At 62.8% G+C, this 18527-nt stretch carries 18 protein-coding genes and 1 pseudogene; 3 read left to right on the top strand and 16 right to left on the bottom strand.

The annotated features are described in order from the left end of the window. Nucleotides 1-6: 6 nt before the first annotated feature. From lpxK to NKH52_RS25675, 6 genes are all read right to left on the bottom strand, one after another. The gene (gene lpxK, locus NKH52_RS25700) at nucleotides 7-1032 is read right to left on the bottom strand and encodes a tetraacyldisaccharide 4'-kinase (RefSeq protein WP_352734805.1); all 1026 of its coding nucleotides are present in this window, start codon (nucleotides 1030-1032) and stop codon (nucleotides 7-9) included. Nucleotide 1033: 1 nt separating this feature from the next. Further along, nucleotides 1034-2350 (bottom strand): lipid IV(A) 3-deoxy-D-manno-octulosonic acid transferase, encoded by a 1317-nt coding sequence (gene waaA, locus NKH52_RS25695; RefSeq protein ID WP_352734803.1) that lies wholly within the window; start codon nucleotides 2348-2350, stop codon nucleotides 1034-1036. After that, nucleotides 2347-3138, bottom strand: coding sequence for a lysophospholipid acyltransferase family protein (locus NKH52_RS25690; protein WP_013532344.1), 792 nt, complete (start codon nucleotides 3136-3138; stop codon nucleotides 2347-2349). Before NKH52_RS25690 ends, waaA begins: the two co-directional genes overlap by 4 nt. A gap of 5 nt (nucleotides 3139-3143) precedes the next feature. Then, nucleotides 3144-3389 carry a DUF4170 domain-containing protein gene (locus tag NKH52_RS25685; RefSeq protein WP_013532345.1) on the bottom strand — a complete coding sequence of 82 codons (246 nt, stop codon included), beginning with the start codon at nucleotides 3387-3389 and terminating at the stop codon, nucleotides 3144-3146. 103 nt (nucleotides 3390-3492) lie between these two features. Next, the gene (locus NKH52_RS25680) at nucleotides 3493-4308 is read right to left on the bottom strand and encodes a 3'(2'),5'-bisphosphate nucleotidase CysQ (protein ID WP_352734801.1); all 816 of its coding nucleotides are present in this window, start codon (nucleotides 4306-4308) and stop codon (nucleotides 3493-3495) included. Then, nucleotides 4295-5638 (bottom strand): TldD/PmbA family protein, encoded by a 1344-nt coding sequence (locus NKH52_RS25675; RefSeq protein ID WP_352679973.1) that lies wholly within the window; start codon nucleotides 5636-5638, stop codon nucleotides 4295-4297. The genes NKH52_RS25680 and NKH52_RS25675 overlap by 14 nt, the downstream gene beginning before the upstream one ends. A 165-nt stretch (nucleotides 5639-5803) precedes the next feature. On the opposite strand from NKH52_RS25675, the gene NKH52_RS25670 reads away from it, so the two are divergent. After that, nucleotides 5804-6220, top strand: coding sequence for a VOC family protein (locus NKH52_RS25670; protein ID WP_352734799.1), 417 nt, complete (start codon nucleotides 5804-5806; stop codon nucleotides 6218-6220). Between the two features lie 23 nt (nucleotides 6221-6243). On the opposite strand, the gene NKH52_RS25665 is transcribed toward NKH52_RS25670, so the two are convergent. Continuing rightward, nucleotides 6244-7494, bottom strand: coding sequence for an NAD(P)/FAD-dependent oxidoreductase (locus tag NKH52_RS25665; protein WP_352734797.1), 1251 nt, complete (start codon nucleotides 7492-7494; stop codon nucleotides 6244-6246). A 113-nt stretch (nucleotides 7495-7607) separates the two neighbouring features. Beyond that, on the bottom strand, nucleotides 7608-8648 hold the full coding sequence (gene epmA / locus NKH52_RS25660) for an EF-P lysine aminoacylase EpmA (RefSeq protein WP_352734795.1): 1041 nt from the start codon (nucleotides 8646-8648) through the stop codon (nucleotides 7608-7610). Nucleotides 8649-8765: 117 nt separating this feature from the next. Here epmA and efp point away from each other — a divergent pair, with 117 nt between their 5' ends. Then, a complete protein-coding gene (gene efp / locus NKH52_RS25655; RefSeq protein WP_027038615.1) occupies nucleotides 8766-9335 on the top strand; it encodes an elongation factor P in 570 nt (189 codons plus the stop codon). Nucleotides 9336-9432: 97 nt separating this feature from the next. Here the strand turns inward: efp and NKH52_RS25650 are convergent, their stop codons facing one another. The 5 genes and pseudogenes from NKH52_RS25650 to NKH52_RS25630 form a co-directional block, all read right to left on the bottom strand. Next, nucleotides 9433-9810 carry a hypothetical protein gene (locus NKH52_RS25650; RefSeq protein WP_352968044.1) on the bottom strand — a complete coding sequence of 126 codons (378 nt, stop codon included), beginning with the start codon at nucleotides 9808-9810 and terminating at the stop codon, nucleotides 9433-9435. A gap of 211 nt (nucleotides 9811-10021) precedes the next feature. Further along, nucleotides 10022-11176 carry an ImmA/IrrE family metallo-endopeptidase gene (locus NKH52_RS25645; protein WP_352734791.1) on the bottom strand — a complete coding sequence of 385 codons (1155 nt, stop codon included), beginning with the start codon at nucleotides 11174-11176 and terminating at the stop codon, nucleotides 10022-10024. Nucleotides 11177-11189: 13 nt separating this feature from the next. Then, nucleotides 11190-12533, bottom strand: coding sequence for a 7-cyano-7-deazaguanine synthase (locus NKH52_RS25640; protein ID WP_352734789.1), 1344 nt, complete (start codon nucleotides 12531-12533; stop codon nucleotides 11190-11192). Then, complete coding sequence (locus tag NKH52_RS25635) at nucleotides 12530-13102, bottom strand: hypothetical protein (RefSeq protein ID WP_352734787.1); 573 nt, start codon at nucleotides 13100-13102, stop codon at nucleotides 12530-12532. The genes NKH52_RS25640 and NKH52_RS25635 overlap by 4 nt, the downstream gene beginning before the upstream one ends. Before the next feature lie 83 nt (nucleotides 13103-13185). Continuing rightward, nucleotides 13186-13398, bottom strand: a pseudogene (locus NKH52_RS25630) (patatin-like phospholipase family protein); the annotation flags it as partial. Between the two features lie 128 nt (nucleotides 13399-13526). Between NKH52_RS25630 and NKH52_RS25625 the strand changes: the two are divergent. Continuing rightward, entirely contained in the window at nucleotides 13527-14066 is a 540-nt protein-coding gene (locus NKH52_RS25625) for a dihydrofolate reductase family protein (protein ID WP_352734785.1), read from the top strand. Nucleotides 14067-14107: 41 nt separating this feature from the next. Here NKH52_RS25625 and NKH52_RS25620 read toward each other — a convergent pair whose 3' ends face one another. The 3 genes from NKH52_RS25620 to NKH52_RS25610 all read right to left on the bottom strand — a co-directional run bounded on the left by NKH52_RS25620 (nucleotide 14108) and on the right by NKH52_RS25610 (nucleotide 18239). Then, the gene (locus tag NKH52_RS25620) at nucleotides 14108-14977 is read right to left on the bottom strand and encodes a patatin-like phospholipase family protein (RefSeq protein WP_352734783.1); all 870 of its coding nucleotides are present in this window, start codon (nucleotides 14975-14977) and stop codon (nucleotides 14108-14110) included. Nucleotides 14978-15250: 273 nt separating this feature from the next. Then, entirely contained in the window at nucleotides 15251-16600 is a 1350-nt protein-coding gene (locus tag NKH52_RS25615) for a M16 family metallopeptidase (protein ID WP_352734781.1), read from the bottom strand. A gap of 250 nt (nucleotides 16601-16850) precedes the next feature. Continuing rightward, complete coding sequence (locus NKH52_RS25610) at nucleotides 16851-18239, bottom strand: M16 family metallopeptidase (protein WP_352734779.1); 1389 nt, start codon at nucleotides 18237-18239, stop codon at nucleotides 16851-16853. Nucleotides 18240-18527: the final 288 nt, after the last annotated feature.

Below are 18527 nucleotides of genomic sequence, written 5' to 3'. Positions count from 1 at the left end.
ATTGCTTTAGCCTTTCAGCTTGCGCTGGCGCCAGGCATCGAGCGTCTCGTCGATGATGCGCTCGGGAACGTGGTCGAGTTCGAAGACCGTGTCGATCTCCAGCACCTCGAGCCGGTCGAGAAAGTCCTGTGAGGCGCCGTGGCGTAGCCGGGCGGCGTCCTTGGCGGTGGTGATGAGCACCAGCCCTTCGGCGCGTGCGGTCGCCGCCAGCTCGGCAAGTTCGTCCTCGGCATAGAAATGATGGTCCGGAAACGGCCGCGTCAATGCCAGTTCGCCGCCGGCTTCGCGCACCGTGTCGAAGAATTTCTCGGGATGGCCGATACCGGCGAAGGCGAGGAACCGCTTGCCGGCAAGCCCTGCCTTGCTGCTTGGCTCTATATGGGCCTCGAAGATTGGCCGGCCGGCGCGTGCCGCCTGGCGGACCACGGCGTCGGCGGCAGTGCCCTCGCCCATTTTCAACAGCCCGCTGGTGAAGACCAGCTGGTCGACGATTTTGGCCCTGAGCGGCCCGCCCGGAATGACGCGGCCATTGCCGATCCCATAGCGCGCATCGACGACGACCAGCGCATAATCGATGTGGATGCGGGCGCTCTGGAAGCCATCATCCATGATCAGGAAATCGCAGCCATGCCGTTCCAGCAGCAGCCGAGCGCCGGCGGCGCGGTTCGGCGTCACCGCCACCGGCGCGTGTTCGGCGAGCAGCAGCGGTTCGTCACCGACATGCCTGGCACTGTCATGGTCGATATCGACCACGTGCGGCTCGGCGAAGGAGCCGCCATGGCCGCGCGACAGGAAGCCTGGTTTCAGATGCATGCGCTTAGCCCGTTTGGCGAGCGCGATGGCCACCGGTGTCTTGCCGGTGCCGCCAACCGTAAAATTGCCGATGCACAGAACGGGTGCTTCGATCTTCTCGCGCCTGGCCCGCCGCATGCCGCGGCCGGCGGCGGCGGCATAGATGGCCGATAGCGGCGACAGCGCCAAGACCCGCCAGTCCGGCTCTTCCCACCAGAATGGTGGTGCTTCGGAGGCCACGCTAGCGCCCGTTCGCGCCCTTCAGGCGCGACTTGACGACCAGCGGCTGGATGTAGGGCTCAAGCGATTTCAGCGTGCGCGCCAGCGCGCCGCGCATCTCGTCGACGGTCGCTACACCCGCCGCCATCATCTCGTGGCGCGCCACTTCGTTGGTCAGGAGGAAATTGACGGCGCCGGCCAGCATGTCGCGATCGCGCACCAGCTTGGCGCCGCCGCTGTCGAGGAGACGCTGGTAGGCCTCGCGAAAATTCTGAACATTGCGCCCGGCGAGAACCGCCGTGTCGAGCATGGCCGGCTCCAGCGGGTTCTGGCCACCCTCGGAGGTCAGCGAGCGGCCGACGAAGGCGATTTCGGTCAGCCGGAGATAGAGCCCCATCTCGCCGATCGTGTCGCCGAGCAAGATATCCGTGTCGGCGGCGATCCTGTCGCCCTTGCTGCGCCGCGCGACCTTCAGGCCCATGCCGGAAATCTGCGCCGCAAGCGCCTCGCCGCGATCGGGATGACGCGGAACGACGATCGTCAGGAGACCATGGTGGCGCTTGTGCAGCATCGCGTGGACTTCAGCCGCGACCACTTCCTCGCCGTCATGGGTCGAGATCGCCGCCCAGGTCGGGCGCGTGCCTACCTGCCGCCGCAGCGTCGCCAGCGCCCGTTCGTCGACGGGCGGCGGCGAGGTATCGACCTTGAGATTGCCCGACACGGTGACCGGCCGCGCGCCGAGCGCCAGAAACCGCTCGCCATCGACATCCGACTGCGCCACGACGTGAGCCAGGTTCTCGAACAACGCCTCGGCGATGTTGGCCCGTTTCTTCCACGACTTGAACGAGCGGTCGGACAGCCTGCCATTGACCAGCACCTGCGGCACGCGGCGCGCGCCAAGCTCGAGGATGGTCATCGGCCAGATCTCTGATTCGGCGATGATCGCCAGATCCGGCTGCCAGTGATCGAGGAACCGGCTGACCGCCGGCTTGAGATCGAGCGGTACATATTGGTGGATGATCCGGTCACCGAGACGCTCGTCGGCGACCTGCGCCGAGGTGACCGTGCCGGTCGTCAGCACGATGTTGACGCCGTAGTCGAGAATGCTTTCGACCAACGGCACGACGGCTATGGTCTCACCGACGCTCGCGGCATGGATCCAGATCACCGGCCCATCGGGGCGCGCGCGGCCGGCGACGCCATAGCGCTCGCGGCGGCGGTAGCGGTCTTCCTTGCCGCGCGAGGTGCGCCAGGCAACATAGGGCCCGACCAGCGGATAGGCTGCCGCACCCGCGAACCGGTAAGCCGACAGCATGGCCCGTGCCCAGCGGCCGCTCATCGCGGAGCATCCACGAGACGGTAGGCCTCGGCGGTCGCGGCATTGAGCGCGGTCGTCACTTCCTGGCGCTTGCGCTCCATTTCGGCGTCATCGGCGCCGGCCGCCACGAAGATCGGCTGGCCGATGACGATCGACGAACGGCCGAACGGCAGGTTGATGGTGGTCTTGTCCCAGCTCTTCTCCAGCACCTTGCGGCGGCTGGTGGTGATGGCGACGGGCACAAGCGGCCGGCCCGAGAGGCGGGCCAGGAGAACGATGCCAAGCCCTGCGTCTCGCGGCGTGCCGTGCGGAATATCTGCGATCATGGCGACGTTCTTGCCGACGGCGAGCGACTTTTTCAGGGCGATAAGCGCTTTTGCCCCACCCTTGTCGAGGTGCCTGGCATTTTCCCGCCCGCCGGAGCCGCGCACCGCCTCGATGCCGAATTTTTCCAGCATCAAGGCGTTGAGCTCGGCATCGGCACTGCGCGAAACCATGGCAACCAGCGGCTTGCGCTTGGGGTAATAGGCCGGCGTCAGCAGGTGCTGGCCGTGCCACAAGGCGATGATGCCAGGCTCGAACTCGGTATAGGCACCGCCCGAAAACCGTGCCGATCCCTCGACGACGCGATTGGTGAGGCGCACGAAGCGGACGAACTGGGCGAACAGGCTGGCAATGGCGTTCTTGACGAATCGCGACTGCGCCAGCGGTTGGCGAATCTTGCGCCAGAAGGCCTTGGTCGTGCGGCTGCGTCCCCTGCCCGTGGGCGCGGCATCGCTTGCTGGCCCTTTCGCCAGGTCATGCTCCATCGAAGTCAACCGGCAGCCTTGTTGTCGGGGTCCAGCAGCCGGTGCAGATGAACGACGAAGTAACGCATGTGGGCGTTGTCCACGCTGGCTTGCGCCTTGGCTTTCCATGCCGTGTGCGCGGATTGATAGTCGGGATAGATGCCGACGATGTCGAGCCCGTCGAGATCGCGGAATTCGGTGCCGCCAAGCTTCTTCAGTTCGCCACCGAACACCAGATGCAAAAGCTGTTTCTTTCCGTCTTCCGCGGCCATGTCGGTCCTTCACATATCGTGAGTTTGTGACAGGTCTAGACCAAAGCCGCCGACTTTGGAACCTTTGGGGCGAGATGAATTCATCTCGCCCGGGAAAACGCTTTCACGCGTCCAGACCGGCGAGGACGCCGGCGAGCACGGCCAGCAATTCACCGCTGCCGGCAGCAAGTGCGCCGTGACGAGTCACCTCGCCGGCATAGAGCGGGGCGCGGCCATGCTGGTCGAGCAACCGGCCACCGGCCTCGCGCAGGATGAGATCGGCCGCCGCAATGTCCCAGTCATGCGCGTTCGGCTTGACGAAAGTGGCATCCAGCGCGCCGTTGGCAATCATGGCCAGCCGATAGGCGAGCGAAGGGCTGTAAGGCGCCCGCTTCAGCCGCGCCTGCCATTCGGCCGGCATCAGGTCGGTCAACTGCTTCAGCCCGGAAATCTCGGCCGTATCCGCCAGCTTGCGCACCGCAATGCGCTTGCCGTTGCGGAAGGCGCCCTGACCGGGCAGCGCCCAATAGGTCTCCTCCATCGCCGGGCATTCCAGCACGCCGGCCAACGTGCGGCCATGCTCGACGACGGCGACGCTGACACACCAGGTACGCTGGCCTTCCAGGAAACCGCGCGTGCCGTCGATCGGGTCGACGACGAAGGTGCGGCGTGCCGAAAGCCGAACCGGATCGTCGACCGTCTCTTCCGACAGCCAGCCATAATCCGGCCGTGCCGCCAGCAGCGTTTCGCGCAGATAGGCGTCGGCGGCGTGATCGGCCTCGCTGACCGGCGATGTGCCGCCCTTCATCCAGACTTGCGGGCTGTTGCCGAAGTAGCGCATGGCGATGGCCCCCGCCTCGCGGGCGGCATCGCGCAGCAGCGGCAGGTCTTCGGTGGCCCCGGAGATGGCCCCGGCTATGGTCAAGTCATGCTCCGGCAAGGGTCATGCCTTCGATCAGGAGCGTTGGGGCGGCGGTGCCGAAATTACGGTCGAGGTCATCGGCCGGCACCATGTTGAGGAACATCGTCTTCAGGTTCGAGGCGATGGTGACCTCGGCGACCGGATAGGCCAGTTCACCGTTCTCAATCCAGAAACCCGAGGCGCCACGGCTATATTCGCCAGTGATCATGTCGACGCCCTGGCCGAACACTTCGGTGACGTAGAAGCCGGTCTTGAGCGATTTGATCAGCTCTTCCGGCGAGCGCTCGCCAGGCTCGATGGCGAGATTGGTGGAGGATGGCGTCACGGAAGAGCCGCCGCGCGCGCCACGGCCGTTGGTGACGAGGCCCAGTTCCCTTGCAGCCGAGGTCGACAGGAACCAGTGGTTGAGCACGCCCTTCTCGACCATCAACAGCTTTTCGCCCTCGACGCCTTCACCGTCGAACGGCCGCGAGGCCTGGCCACGCAGCCGGAGCGGCTCGTCGGTGACGGTGATGGCGGACGCGGCCACCTGCTTGCCCATCATGTCGCGCAGGAACGAGGTCTTGCGCGCGACCGAGGCGCCGTTGATGGCGCCGGCAAGATGGCCGGCGATGCCGCGCGCGACGCGCGGATCGAAAACCACGTCGACCGGCCCGGTCGCCGCCTTGCGCGCGCCAATGCGGCGCACGGCGCGTTCACCGGCCTTGCGGCCGATGTCCTCGGGCGCATCGAGATCGGCAAAATGCTGGCGCGAGGAGAATTCATAGTCGCGCTCCATGCCGGTGCCCTCGCCGGCGATGACGCTGGCCGAGCGCGAGAAACGCGAGCCGACATAGTGGCCGAGGAAGCCGTGCGAGGTGGCCAGCACCAGGCCACCCAGCCCCGCACCGGCGCTGGCGCCGGCCGAATTGGTCACGCCCTTGACGGCAAGCGCTGCCGCTTCCGCCGCCAATGCGGCTTCCTTCAACTGGTCGGCGGACACTTCGGTGGCGTCGAACAGGTCGAGATCGCGCGTCTGTTTGGCGAGCAATGCCGGGTCGGCCAGCCCCTGATAAGGATCCTGCGGCGACACCTTCGCCATCGCAACAGCGCGCTCGGCCAGTGTTTTCGGGTCGGACGCCGCTGTCGCCGAGACACTCGCCACGCGGCCGCCGACGAAAACGCGCAGCGCGACATCCTCGCTCTCGGAGGCTTCGGTAGCCTCGACCTTGCCGAGACGCACCGACACGCCGGTCGAGCGGCCGCGCACGGCCACCGCGTCGGCGGCATCGGCGCCGGCCTTTTTTGCAGCCTCGACCAGAGCCGCGACGCGGTCGGTCAATTTTGCTGCGTCTGATATATCGGTCATGCCTGAAATCCTGCTGGTGCGGCCGGTGTGCGGCCGTTGCCCACCCATCTATTGTTCCGGTCCGGCTTGTGCAATGGCATAGGCTTCAATCAAAATGCAGGTGGACGGTTCAAATCGCCAACCCTGTGACGCAAAATCGGTTCGCAGCCTGCACGGAGCATTTCGATGACGCCATTCCATCTCGCCTTTCCGGTCCGTGATCTCGATGAAACCCGCGTTTTCTATGGCGAGGTGCTGGGCTGCGCCATCGGCCGGTCGTCAGCGACCTGGGTCGATTTCGACCTTTACGGCCACCAGATGTCGGCGCATCTGCGTCTGCAGGCCGCACAGGCCCCCAGCGACGGCAAGGTCGACGGCATTGTCGTGCCGATCCCGCATTTCGGCGCCGTGCTCTTGATGGACGACTGGCAACGCCTGGCGACGCGGCTGGAGGCGCGCGACGACATCGACTGGCTGGAACGGCCGATGGTGCGTTTCAAGGGCGAACCCGGCGAACAGGCGACGCTGTTCATCCGCGACCCCTCGGGCAATGCCCTGGAATTCAAGGGTTTTCGCTCGCTGGAGCAGATTTTCGCACACTAGCTCAGATCGATGGCATCGGTCGATCAACGGCCGAAACGGCCCGCCGCGAAAGGTGCGAGCCGCGCCGGATCGCCGCGTCCGCCGATCAAGTCGGCGACCAGCCGCGCGGTGATCGGAGCCAGCGTCAGGCCGAGATGGCCGTGCCCGAAAGCATGGATTACGCGGGAGCTGCCGCGCGAAGCGCCAATGACGGGCCTGGAATCCGGCAGGGACGGCCGGAAGCCGAGCCATTGCGAGGCAGGCGAGCCGAGCCCGGGAAAAATTTGCCTGGCGCCACGGTCAAGCAGCGCCAGCCGGCGCGGATTTGGCGGCGCGACCAGGCCCCCGAGTTCGACCGTGCCGGCGACCCGCAAGCGGCCAGCCATCGGCGTCAGGTAGAAACCAAGATCGACGGGACAGACAGGCCGGTTGAGCAGCGGCGCGTCGGTCTGGAATTCCAGATGATAGCCGCGCTCGGTCTCGAGCGGAATCCTGTCGCCGGCCTGCGCGGCCAGTGCGCGTGACCGTGCACCGGCGGCGATCACCACCGTACCAGCCTTGATGCGAACGCCGGGGCCGCTGAGCTGGACACCGCCAGCCTCGACCTGCAGGCCGGTGATCTCAGCCTGCTTCACCGATGCACCACGGGCACTCACCGCGCCCAGCAACCGCCGCATCACCATTGCCGGATCGGTGACATTGATCGAGTCGGGAAAATACACGCCATGCGCTGCTGTCGCCGGCAGGCCCGGCTCAAGTGCCGCCACCTCTTCCGGAGTCAGCACCTCTTGGTGGATGCCAAACCCAGCGCGCATTGCCCGGCCGCCGGCGCCAGCGGCAAAATCGCTCTCGCGGCGATAGAGGTAAAGACAGCCATTGCGGCGCAGCAGATCGTCCAGATCGGCCTCCCCAGCCATTTCCTCCCAGGCCGGGAGGGCGTCGGCCAGCAGTCCGGCGAGCGCCAGCGCATTGGCCCGGGTGGCCGCCGGCAGCGATTGCCGCATGAACCGAACGAGCCATGGCGCCAGCTGCAGCAGCGCCGGCCAGCGCAGCGAAAACGGGCTGTTGGGATCAAGCAGCAGCTTTGGCAACGCCCGCAGCACCGCAGGAGTGCCGACCGGCATGCAGGCATATTCGGCGATCGTCCCGGCATTGCCGAACGACGCGCCGGAGCCCGGCTCGTTCGGATCGATGAGCAGAACTTCGCGGCCGTCCGCGACAAGGCGAAGTGCCGTCGCCAGCCCGACAACTCCGGCGCCGACAATGGCGATTTCGACCGTTTCAGAAGCAGCCACTGTGGATCTTCCCGATTGACCTTGAAATCCCGTACCGATCATGTGGTCTCTTGGTTCGGGGTCACGGTCCAGTCTTGATCCCTGGAATCGAATAGGCCAGATCTTTCCGCGCCTCAGGAAACAGGCGTCCAGATCACGTCCTCGATCTTTTGCGCGCCGGTGGCCAGCATCGCCAGCCGGTCGAAGCCGAGCGCGATTCCGCTGGCCGGCGGCATGATGGCAAGGGCGGCAAGAAAATCCTCGTCCAGCGGATAGCGCTCGCCATAGATGCGCTCTTTCTCATCCATCTCGAGGATGAAACGCCGGCGCTGCTCGTCGGCGTCGGTCAGTTCGCCAAAGCCGTTGGCGAGTTCGACGCCGCAGCAATACAGCTCGAAGCGCTCCGCGACGCGTGGGTCGCGCGGACTCGGCCGCGCCAATGCCGCCTCGGCCAGTGGATATTCGCACAGGATGGTCGCGCGCCCCTGCCCGAGCAACGGCTCGATCTTTTCCACCATCACACGGCTGAACAAATCTGCCCAACTATCGTCGGGCGCAGTGCGCAGGCCGGCCTGGGTCAACGCCGCATACAGCGCGTCGCGATCGGTGCTGCCGTCGGCGGCGACCGTTGCCAGCAGATCGATGCCGGCGTAGCGAGTGAAGGCCTCCGCCACGCTCAGCCGTTCGGGCTCGGCGAACGGATCGCAGTCGCGGCCCCGAAACGAGAAAAGAGTCGCCCCTGCCCTCGTGGCGGCCAGCGCCAGGAAGGCGGCGCAATCCAGCATCAGGCTCTCATAGGCCTCGCCCACCCGGTACCATTCGAGCATGGTGAATTCGGGATGGTGCAAAGGCCCGCGCTCGCGGTTGCGGTAGACAGGGCCGAAGCTGAAAATTCTGGTTTCACCGGCGGCGAGCAGCTTCTTGCAGGCGAATTCCGGCGAGGTGTGGAGATAGAGCGGCGCCCTTGCACCGTCCGGCCCCATCGCTTCCGTGGCGAAGGCCGCCAGATGCGCCTCGTTGCCGGGCGAGACCTGCAGCGCGGCCGTCTGCACCTCGACGAAATCATGGGCGGCGAACCAGTCGCGCAGGCCGGCGGCGATGCCGTTGCGCAGCATCAGCCGCGGGCGGCGGTCGGCATGAACGTCAGGCGTCCACCAGGGCGAAGCTTCGGTCATGCGGCTCGGAACATGGTGGAATGGGGCTGGCGGCGGCGGCCAAGATGCGGTAGGCCCCCATCCAGCGCCGCACTAGCCGGCAAACGCCAGTCAACTCTTCTTGCAGGATTTAAAACCGTGGTGAAAGTCATCGCCAGTTCGCTCCGCAAAGGCAACGTCGTCGACAAGGACGGCAAGCTTTATGTGATCCTCTTTGCCGAAAACATCCACCCAGGCAAGGGCACGCCGGTGACGCAGCTCGACATGCGCCGCATCGGCGACGGGGTGAAGGTTTCGGAGCGCTACCGCACCACCGAACAGGTGGAGCGCGCCTATGTGGAAGAGCGCGAGCACACCTTCCTCTATCGCGACGGCGAAGGGTTTCACTTCATGAACCCGGAAAGCTACGACCAGGTGGCGGTGTCGGAAGCCGTGGTCGGCGACATGGCGCCTTACCTGCTGGAAGGCATGGCCGTGCAGGTGTCGCAGTTCAACGGCATCGCCATTTCTCTGGTGCTGCCGCAGCGCGCAACCTTCGAAGTGGTGGAAACCGAGCCGACGACCAAGGGCCAGACGGCCTCGTCCTCCTACAAGCCGGCCGTGCTGTCCAACGGCGTGCGCACGCTGGTGCCGCCGCACATCGCGCCGGGCACCCGCGTGGTGGTGATGACGGCGGATGGGGCGTATGTGGAGCGGGCGAAGGACTGAGGGGGCTGCGGGCTTCTAGCTGGAAAGGCTTATTGACAGCCCTCCCGCCAAAAGGCGGGCGCGCACACTTATGGTGCGCCCATAGACGGGCGTACTCTCACCGGGGTTGAATACCCAGGCTAGAACATGCCGACACTCGCTCAGGCCCAAGAAGATTCTCAATCCACGGTCGCGCGCCCTTGGGCGTTCGCATCCGAGCGTGAAACAAGGCGGAATAGATTGCGTCCACGTAGCCATCGTATTGCAATCCTTCGATTACCGCAGCTTGGCTCAGCATTGTAATGCTGTCGGTCACTTGTCGCTCAGACCAACGCTCGCTGAAAATACGACTCGCCTTCTTTTCATCAATTACAGGGATAGCTCCGACAGCTTCTGAAACGGCCATTGCAATTGTTGCCGCTTCACCGTCATCGAGGCCGCCCGCGATGTCATCAGAGACTAGTCCATAGAAGACAATCAGTGCTTGTGCACTCATAACCGCCTTCGTAAGAAGTTTAGAGGCGAAAAGGGACTCGAGTTCGGCCTGGTGGTTTCGATCTGGCAATGGGTGCCTCGTTAGCTCCGCCAGGGCGACACATTCAACGAGAACGGGTCGCGCCAGATGCCCTAGAATCTCTCCAGCAGCGCCGGTGCCAAGCAGATTAATGAGGGCACTGGCGTCTAGAACAAGTGGCACGGGCGGAAGACTAAGAAAGGGGGATTGCAAATTCATCCTCTTCACTTCCGCCGAAAGTATCCAACAACCTCCGCACTTCTATGCGATCCAACTCCAACATCCGAGCCAATTGCCCCTCTGACACCAATCCACGTCGGTATGCTGATGATGCGAGTTGCGCGAGACGGGGCGTGGTTGGCAAGGCATTCGAACTTGGAGCTAAATCACCCACAATCCCGCGAATGAATTGTCGATCGAAGCCCCGCTCCTTCATACTGTCAAACGTACCACCCGGAAGAAGTTCTAGCCGTTCCATGTAACGACACATAGCCTCAGGCGAAACGTGGAATGTATGTGCCATGAGTATGAGATGGCGCGGCGTGAAGCGATTATCCGCTTCCGCAAGTTCCTTAAATTTGCGCCTCACTCCAATCGGAGGCATCATGAATGCGAACGAGAATGCGTTGGCGAATCTCTCTTCTTGGCTGGTTGCCAGTTCATCAATCTCCAAGACATCTACAGAAGAACGATCCGATACAAAATGCCCAGTCTCGTGAGCAGCAGTCAGAGCGCGACGTTCCCAAGGATGGTTCGCATTGAGCAAGATGCAAGCGCCTACTAATGGGTCAAATGCAAACAGTCCCGACACTTTCGATGGCAACGACCTGATAAACACTCGTATACCCAACTCTCCCTCAATCAACGATACAATGTCGGAGATCGGCGCGTGACCAAGTCCGAGCCGATGTCTAAGGCTCATCGCCGCTTCTTCAGCTTGGCGCTCTACTGAGCCTTGGCTTATCGGCTGCTCCGGGGGATAGGAGGGAGAGAAATTGATGCCAAGTATTCTTTCCAACTCAACGGAAGCACTTGCCAGCTTATTAAGTAACCGAATACTAGATGCAGCCTCATCCTGATCTGCATTGGCTTTTCTAAACCGCGCAAAAAGATCAACGTGAACGGCATCGCGCGCAAGGAACTTGTTAACGGATATCCCGAGAACCGGCGCTACCATGTGCAGCTCATCGAGCCTTATTTTCCGCTGACCCTTCTCTATGGAAATCATCGTCGGGCGAGAAACGCCAAGCACTCCGGCGATTTCATCCTGCGTTTTCTTAACAGAGACGCGAGCGATTCGCAGCCGCTCCCCGATTTCAATTGCGCCTATTTCTTCAAGCCTAGCCATAATGATATGCTTTTTATTGTTGATTGAGAATTCCGTTGGATCCGTACATTTGCCTAAGTGCGGCCCACTCTTGAGCGTGCGTTTCAACAAGCGACGTTATCGAAGCGACTGTGGCATCGAACTTGGCTCCAAGCTCCTGTTCGAGTTCCCACGCGGATCGCCGGATGATTTCGTCGCGCTTAGATGAGATGGCAAGCGCTGCCAAGGACGACATCGCATGTATCCCGTGCCTTGCTATATCGATGTCATTGTTGTTCGCCGACCGTCCGCACGTATCGCGGCGACTGCCGTCAAGATCGCTCGCGGACAAGTCGGCCCAGTAAAACCCATCTTGGCTTTGGCCTGCAGCTAAAAGCGAAGTCCGACGTAGCAAACAGCCCGAACAAGTGCCACATCCACGACCTCCCAATCCCGCTCGTCCATCCCTCACACATGAATGCGTTTTCTCCCAACCCGTCACTCCTACGCCGATAGCCTCGGTCAACACCTGCCCCTTGGTACGAAACCGCTGCGGATGGTCAAATTGTATTTTTGCGTCAAGTAGTACGTTGATGAAGTGAGCGAGCCGCCGCGTGAAGGCAGGATGCGTAGTCCGATGCGGGCATTCATCGCCATATGGAACGAGACTTGGACCAATCGCTCCTACGCCGTTTTCACCTACCACTATTTTGTCGGCTCCGACTTTCACTGCAGCCAACGCGGCTAGCGCAAAGAACAAGAACGTCCGCGTTCGATAGCTTTGCTCGGGATGGTTGCCAACAGAGATCGAGACCGGCAAGCTCAGTCTTGGGTCGTCTCGACCGCCCGCAACATCCAGGCTTCGATTGCGATTCTTATTTATTGAGCGCGAGGAAGTTTGAATACGCAGTGGCCGCAGTGGCCTTTGCTCTTTCTTTAGGAGTTGCCACTGGAGAAAACTATCCAGGCCCTCGCTCGATGGGATCACCACGTACTCGTCGCTTGGTACCAAGATGCTCGATTGCGGTACGGAGAGGAGTTCCGCGCCGCCCCTGAACTCAAACGTCCAACCGTCGCCGGTGACAAATTCAAGTACGTCGACCAAGGCGTTGTATACGGATTTGCTGCTCCATTTCGCAATTGCATTCACGGGTAAGGTCAGCGTCAGGTCCCTTCGCCAACCGCTACCGCGTCTACGCGGAACAACACGATCCGCAAAGGCAACTGCTCCGCTAAGCAGGATCAGATCCTGTTCGATATCAAGCAAAAGCCTGGCGCTAAAATCTTGCAGTCGGTTGAAGTCAAGAACCACGTCGTTCCCAATCACGCAGTCGATGAAGCTTACACCTGGCGGTCGTTGCTTTCGACCACGAACGACAATGTGTGCGGAGTTGGTCATGGGCGAGCTCCGCCAAGCAAGTCTTCGTCCGGCGACAATCTCGAACCCGACCTAGCAGAGCCTGAGGTTTGCCCCAATCCTAAGGCCGCACCGACAATCGAACCGTAGTCGACATCGGCGGCGTCATTCTGCATCTGCGCGATGCCATGGCGATTCGACTTGCTATCCGCGAGCAAGATTGGCTCCGCGCAGCGGATGTCCGAGTCGACACGAGAAGCCGCCATCTCGATACCGGCATTCCAAATTGCGTTCCGCAAATCCTCACCTTCTGCGACCCTTCGTTTGATGCAATTGAGGATATTGCACTCCATCACGCTTCCGATACCACCAAGGTCTTTGGGATGGTCAACGAGTTCAAGTGGCGAGAAGAGGCTCGGCAACCCCTCCAACGCAGCTACTATCCCGTTACGAAATCCTGAGGTCACTTCTTGACGAAATGCGTCCCGAAGCGCGTCTGAGAGCGCGTCCACGGTACGTCCAGTGTTACGATCAGCCGGTCGGAGGCAAAGCTTGATCCATTTCTGAATCTTCGCCGGTCGAGGAACTTCTTTGTGGATGTCGTCCCGCATGATCGAAAACGTACCACGGTTTCTGACTTTGTCAATATTATCTGTTTCGCACTATTTTACAATGTCAGGTGATGCTATCGTTTTTATATCTGAGGTTGAGACATCTGCGCTCCCTCACCAGCCACCCGCTCTCCGCGCTTGCTCTTCCCGCCCCTCGCAGCCGTCTCGCGCATCAAAGCATCAATTCAAAAAATCGAGGAAGCGGTATCTCGACACCGTCGGTCGGACCAGGATGTCGGGGCGGCATTGCTTCAGCTTGTTGGCGACGATCGACTGCACATCAGTTGCGTGGCGCCGCCAGGCCAGTGAGGTCAATGCGTGTCTCTGGCGTTGACCGAAAACGACAAGGCGCCGTGCTATTTTTCATGGAACGTGTCGCAAAAGGCCTGCCCATTCCGTCCTTTGACCAAAGAAGGAGAGCGCCATGCGAAAACTTATCGTCACCGAATTCATCAGCGTCGATGGCATTGCCGAGGTCGAGAAGCTGCCTAGCGTGACCTGGAACGACGAGATGAACAGGTTCAAGGAGGACGAGCTTGCCGACAGCGGCGCCATGCTTTTGGGGCGCACGACCTATGAGATCTTTGCCGGCTCTTGGCCAACGGAAACCGGGGATTTTGCTGACCGGTTCAACGCGCTGCCGAAATATGTCGCTTCCACCAGCCTGAAGGCGCTCGAGTGGGAGCCAGCCGAATTGCTGAAGGGCTCCCTGCCGGAATCGGTCAGGACGCTGAAGCAAGGCAGCGGCGGCAACATCTATGTGCATGGCAGCCTCAGCGTCGCGCAGGAATTGCTGCGCCATGGCCTGGTCGACCGCGTCAGGCTGCTCAGCTACCCCGGCGCCGTCGGTCAGGGCAAGCCGCTGTTCCCAGCCGGCGAGCCGGTGTCGCTCGAACTGATTTCGGCGACGCCGTTCAGCAACGGTGTTGTGGCGCTGGAGTATGTGCCGGTGGCGAAATCGTAAATCGGTTGGAGCCTTTCAGATCGCGTCGGGAAGATGCATCCTCACCCGACCTGCTTTCCTCGCCTCCCTTTAACGGCGGCGGCGCTCCTCGCCTCCAGCACCTTCTCCACCCGCCGCTTCAGCTCGTCCTTGATATCCACCGTCTCGTTCATCAAGGCGTCGATCTTCAGGAAATCGAGCACGCGGTATCTCGACACCGCCGGGCGGACCAGGATGTCGGGGCGGCATTGTTTCAACTTGTTGGCGATGATCGACTGCATCATCAGTTGCGTGGCGCCGAACATCAGGTCGACGGAGGTCGGCTGCTTGCGGTCGGCCTCTTCCGGCGCGCCGACCACGTCGACGCCGATGATGATGTCGGCGTCGTTCTCGATCAGGTCGAACGGCACGGGGTTGTAGATGCCGCCGTCGATCAGCAGCCTGCCGTCGCGCGTCACCGGGCGGAACACGGCGGGTATCGCCGCCGAGGCCGCCAGCGCGGAGTGCAGGTCGCCGTCGTCGAAGACGGCGAGCTTGTGGCCGAAATAGTCGGTCGCCGTCACCTTCAGCGGGATTTTCAGCTCGGCAAAGGTTTCGGGAATGGCTTCGGGGAGGAAGGCCTTGAGGATGCGCTCGACGTTGAACTGGCTGACGCGGATGCCGTTCTGCATGGCTTCGGCGATCGTGCCCGGCCGTGCCCGCCACATGCGGCTCGCCACTTCGGCGCGGCGGCCGAGGATCGAGCGGGCATAGTCGTGGATGTCCTTTCCGGTCATGCCTGATGCCATGCCGGCGCCCATGATGGCGCCGATCGACGAGCCGGCAATCGCCACCGGACTGATGCCCAGCTCGTCCAGCGCCTCGATGACATGGATATGCGCCAGCCCGCGCGCGCCGCCGCCGCCGAAAGCGATGCCGAAGCTAGGCGCCATTTTGAGTGACTCCTGCCCCGTTTCCGGCCTGTGGCGGAGACCGCCAATTGGCGAGATCAGCGCCGCCCCTCACCTGCCTGCCGGCATCCTCTCCCCGTATAGTGACGGGGAGAGGGATGCTGTCATCGCCGATTTCGCCAATTACCGGCGTCGCAAAATAGGCGCCAAGGTTGCGGCCAGCCTCCTTCTCCCCGTCACTATACGGGGAGAAGTGCCCGGCAGGGCGATGAGGGGCAGCGCCAGCGCTCGGAAAAGGGAAATGCGTGCCGGCTCTCATCCCTTGCCGGCTCCGGCCAGTTTCGGGCCGATGACCATGATGGTCGGCTCGGCGGTCAGCAGCTTCTTCGCCGCCGCCTTGACCTGGTCGAGCGTCACCGCGTTGATGTAGCCGGCGCGGCGCTGCATGTAGTCGATGCCGAGATCGTCGAGCTGCAGCTCGACCAGCGTCGAGGCGATGGCGCTGGACGAGTCCAGATTGTTGATGGCGTAGGCGCCGATCATGTATTTCTTGGTCGCCGCCAGTTCCGCCTCGGTCGGGCCTTGCTCGGCCAGTCGCTTGACCACGTCGCGGATGATGCCCAGCGTCTCGGCCGCCCGGTCGGAGCGGGTGCCGGTGCTGACGATCAGCGCGCTGGCGTGGTCCTGGTTGATCAGCGAGGAGTTGACGCTGTAGGCCAGCCCGCGCTTCTCGCGCACTTCCTGGAACAGGCGCGAGGTGAAGGTGCCGCCGCCGAGGATCTCGTTCATCAGCACGGCGGGGAAGAAATCCGCCGCCTTGCGCTTCACGCCGGGAAAAGCGAGCTGCAGCGAGGTCTGCGGCAGGTCGTAATCGACCTCGATATGCTGCGCCAGCTTCGGGTCGATATCGGCCACCGGCCTCAGCGCCTGGTTTTGCGGCAGATCGCCGAACACCATGTCGAGCTTCTTCTTCAGCGTCTCCGCGTCGATGGCGCCGACCACTGCGACACGCAGGCCGCCGCGGGCGAACACCGCTTTGTGCAAGGCTTTGAGATCGGCCGGCGTGATGGCGGCGATGCTTTCCTTGGTGCCCTGGTCGGAGCGGGAATAGGGATGATCGCCATAAAGCGCTCGCGCCCATTTGTTCTGCGCCACCGTGTCGGGATCATTCTCGCCGGCGATGATGCCGGACAGGATCTGGGAGCGGATGCGGTCGATCGGCAGCTGGTCGAAGCGCGGCTCGTTGACCGCCAGCCGCAACAGGTCGAACGCCTGGTCGCGCTGCTCGGCCAGCATGCGCATCGAGCCGTAGATGCCGTCGCGGCTTTCATCAAAACTCATCTCGGCGCCGGCATCGTCGAGCTTGATCTGGAAGTCTTCACTGTCAAGCGGGCCGGCGCCTTCGTCGAACAGGCCGGTCATCAGATTGGCCAGTCCCTCCTTGCCCGGCGGATCCTGCGTCGAGCCGCCGCCGAAGACGAAGCGGATGGCGACGACCGGCACGGAATAGTCCTCGACCAGCCAGGCGGTGATGCCCTTCGGCGAGGTGACCGACTGGATATCCATGGCCCGCGCCGTGAGTGCCGGCAGGATGAGGAAGAGGATGGAGAGGAGTAACGTGAGCAGCGGGGCGATGGCGCGCCTTGGGGCAGTCGCTTCAGACAAATGACAGCTTCCAATTTGTATTCCAGACGAACGATCGCCGAAGTCGGCGCCGCCCCTCATCGCCCTGCCGGGCACTTCTCCCCGTATAGTGACGGGGAGAAGGAGGCTGGCCGCAACCTCGGCGCCCGTCTTGCGACCATGGTAATTGGCGAAACCGGCGATGACGGCGCCCCTCTCCCCGTCACTATACGGGGAGAGGATGCCGGCAGGCAGGTGAGGGGCAGCGCCAACGCTCAATCTCGACATCAAATCAATTCCCCGCCTGTTGTTGCGGCAAGAGATAACCGGTGGTCGACCGGGCGAGCACCAGGTAGCGCGCGGCGACGGCCTTGACCTCGTCTGCCGTGACCTTGCGGATGCGGTCCGTCCACTGCTGGACGTCCTGCACATTGCCGCCGGTGGCCAGCGTCGAGCCGTAGATGTTGGCCATGGAATCCTGCTTGTCGCGGGCAAAAATCATTGACCTGACATAGCGGTCCTTGGCCTTCTCCAGCTCCGATGGCGTGACGCCATCCTTGACGATGCGCACCACTTCGGCATCGACCGCCGCTTCGACGTCGGAGATCTTGGCATCGCCGCGCGGCGCGCCATAGACGGTGAAGTTGGTGTCGTCGAGCATGGTGCCCTGGAAAAAGGCGCCGGCGCTGGATGCGATACCTTGCTGGACGACGAGCGCCTGGTAGAGCCGACTGCGATTGCCGCCGCCAAGAATCTCCGCCAAGAGGTCGAGCGCTTCCGCCTCGCCCGGCTTGCCCGTGTGATAGGACGGCACCACCCATTGGGTGGAAAAGCTCGGCACGCTGACGCGGGCATCGGCGAGCGTCACCGTGCGCTTGGTGTTCTGCTCCGGCTCCACCGGGCGGATGCGCGGCGGCAGATCGGGGCCGCGCGCCACCTTGCCATAGGTCTTTTCGGCCAGCGCCCGCACCGTGTCCGGTTCGACATCGCCGGCAACGATCAGCACCGCGTTGTTGGGCCGGTAATATTTGTCATAGAAGGCGACAGCGTCGGCGCGGTTCAGCTGCTGCATTTCCTGCATCCAGCCGATGACCGGGATGCGATAGGGCTGGTTCTGCCACAGCGTCGCATCGACCTCCTCGTCCAGCACGGCCTCGGGGCTGTTGTCGATGCGCGAGCGGCGCTCCTCGAGAATGACATCGCGCTCGGTTTTGATGACATCGTCGGTGAGAATGAGATTGCGCATGCGATCGGCCTCGAAGCTCATCATCAGCTCGAGCGCCGACGGCGCCACCGTCTCGTGGAAGGCGGTGTAGTCGTAAGAGGTGAAGGCGTTGTTGGAGCCGCCGATATCGGAGATGGCGCGGTCGAACTCGCCGGCCGCATGGTTGGTCGTCGCTTTGAACATCAGATGTTCGAAGAAATGCGCGATGCCGGATTTGCCGGGCGGCTCGTCGGCACTGCCGATCTTGTACCAGACCATATGGGTGACGATCGGCGCACGGTGGTCGGGAATGACGACCACCTCCATGCCGTTGTCGAGCAGGAAATCCGTGACCTTGAACTCGGCCGGAACCGTGTTGGGCAAGACAGGGCTCTCGGCCAGCACCGGGCTGGTCATGACAAAAGCCAAAGAGGACGCCAACAGCGTTCCGCGCAGCCATTCAATCCTGGATGTCATCAACGGCTCCGGTTCTGTCTGCAGACGATAGGCAAGGTACTGGCGACAAGCAAAGTTAATTGTTGGTCATTTTAGAGGCGGTGCTCGGTTCCTCGCCCCCGTGAAGCGGGGGAGAGGTGGCTCGGCGAAGCCGAGACGGAGAGGGGGTCTGCGCCGACGAGCCGAGGAAAAGCTGGCCTGACCGTCTCGAAAGCCGTCGAAGACTACAGTTTCGCACAACCGTGCCCCCCAACCGCCGCGTGGCCGCCCCCCCAACCCCCAATAAAGGGTGGGGGGGGGGGAGCCCCC

Source organism: Mesorhizobium sp. M1066 (genome assembly GCF_040318635.1).
Lineage (GTDB): Bacteria > Pseudomonadota > Alphaproteobacteria > Rhizobiales > Rhizobiaceae > Mesorhizobium.
This window is presented reverse-complemented; position numbering and strand designations above follow the sequence as displayed.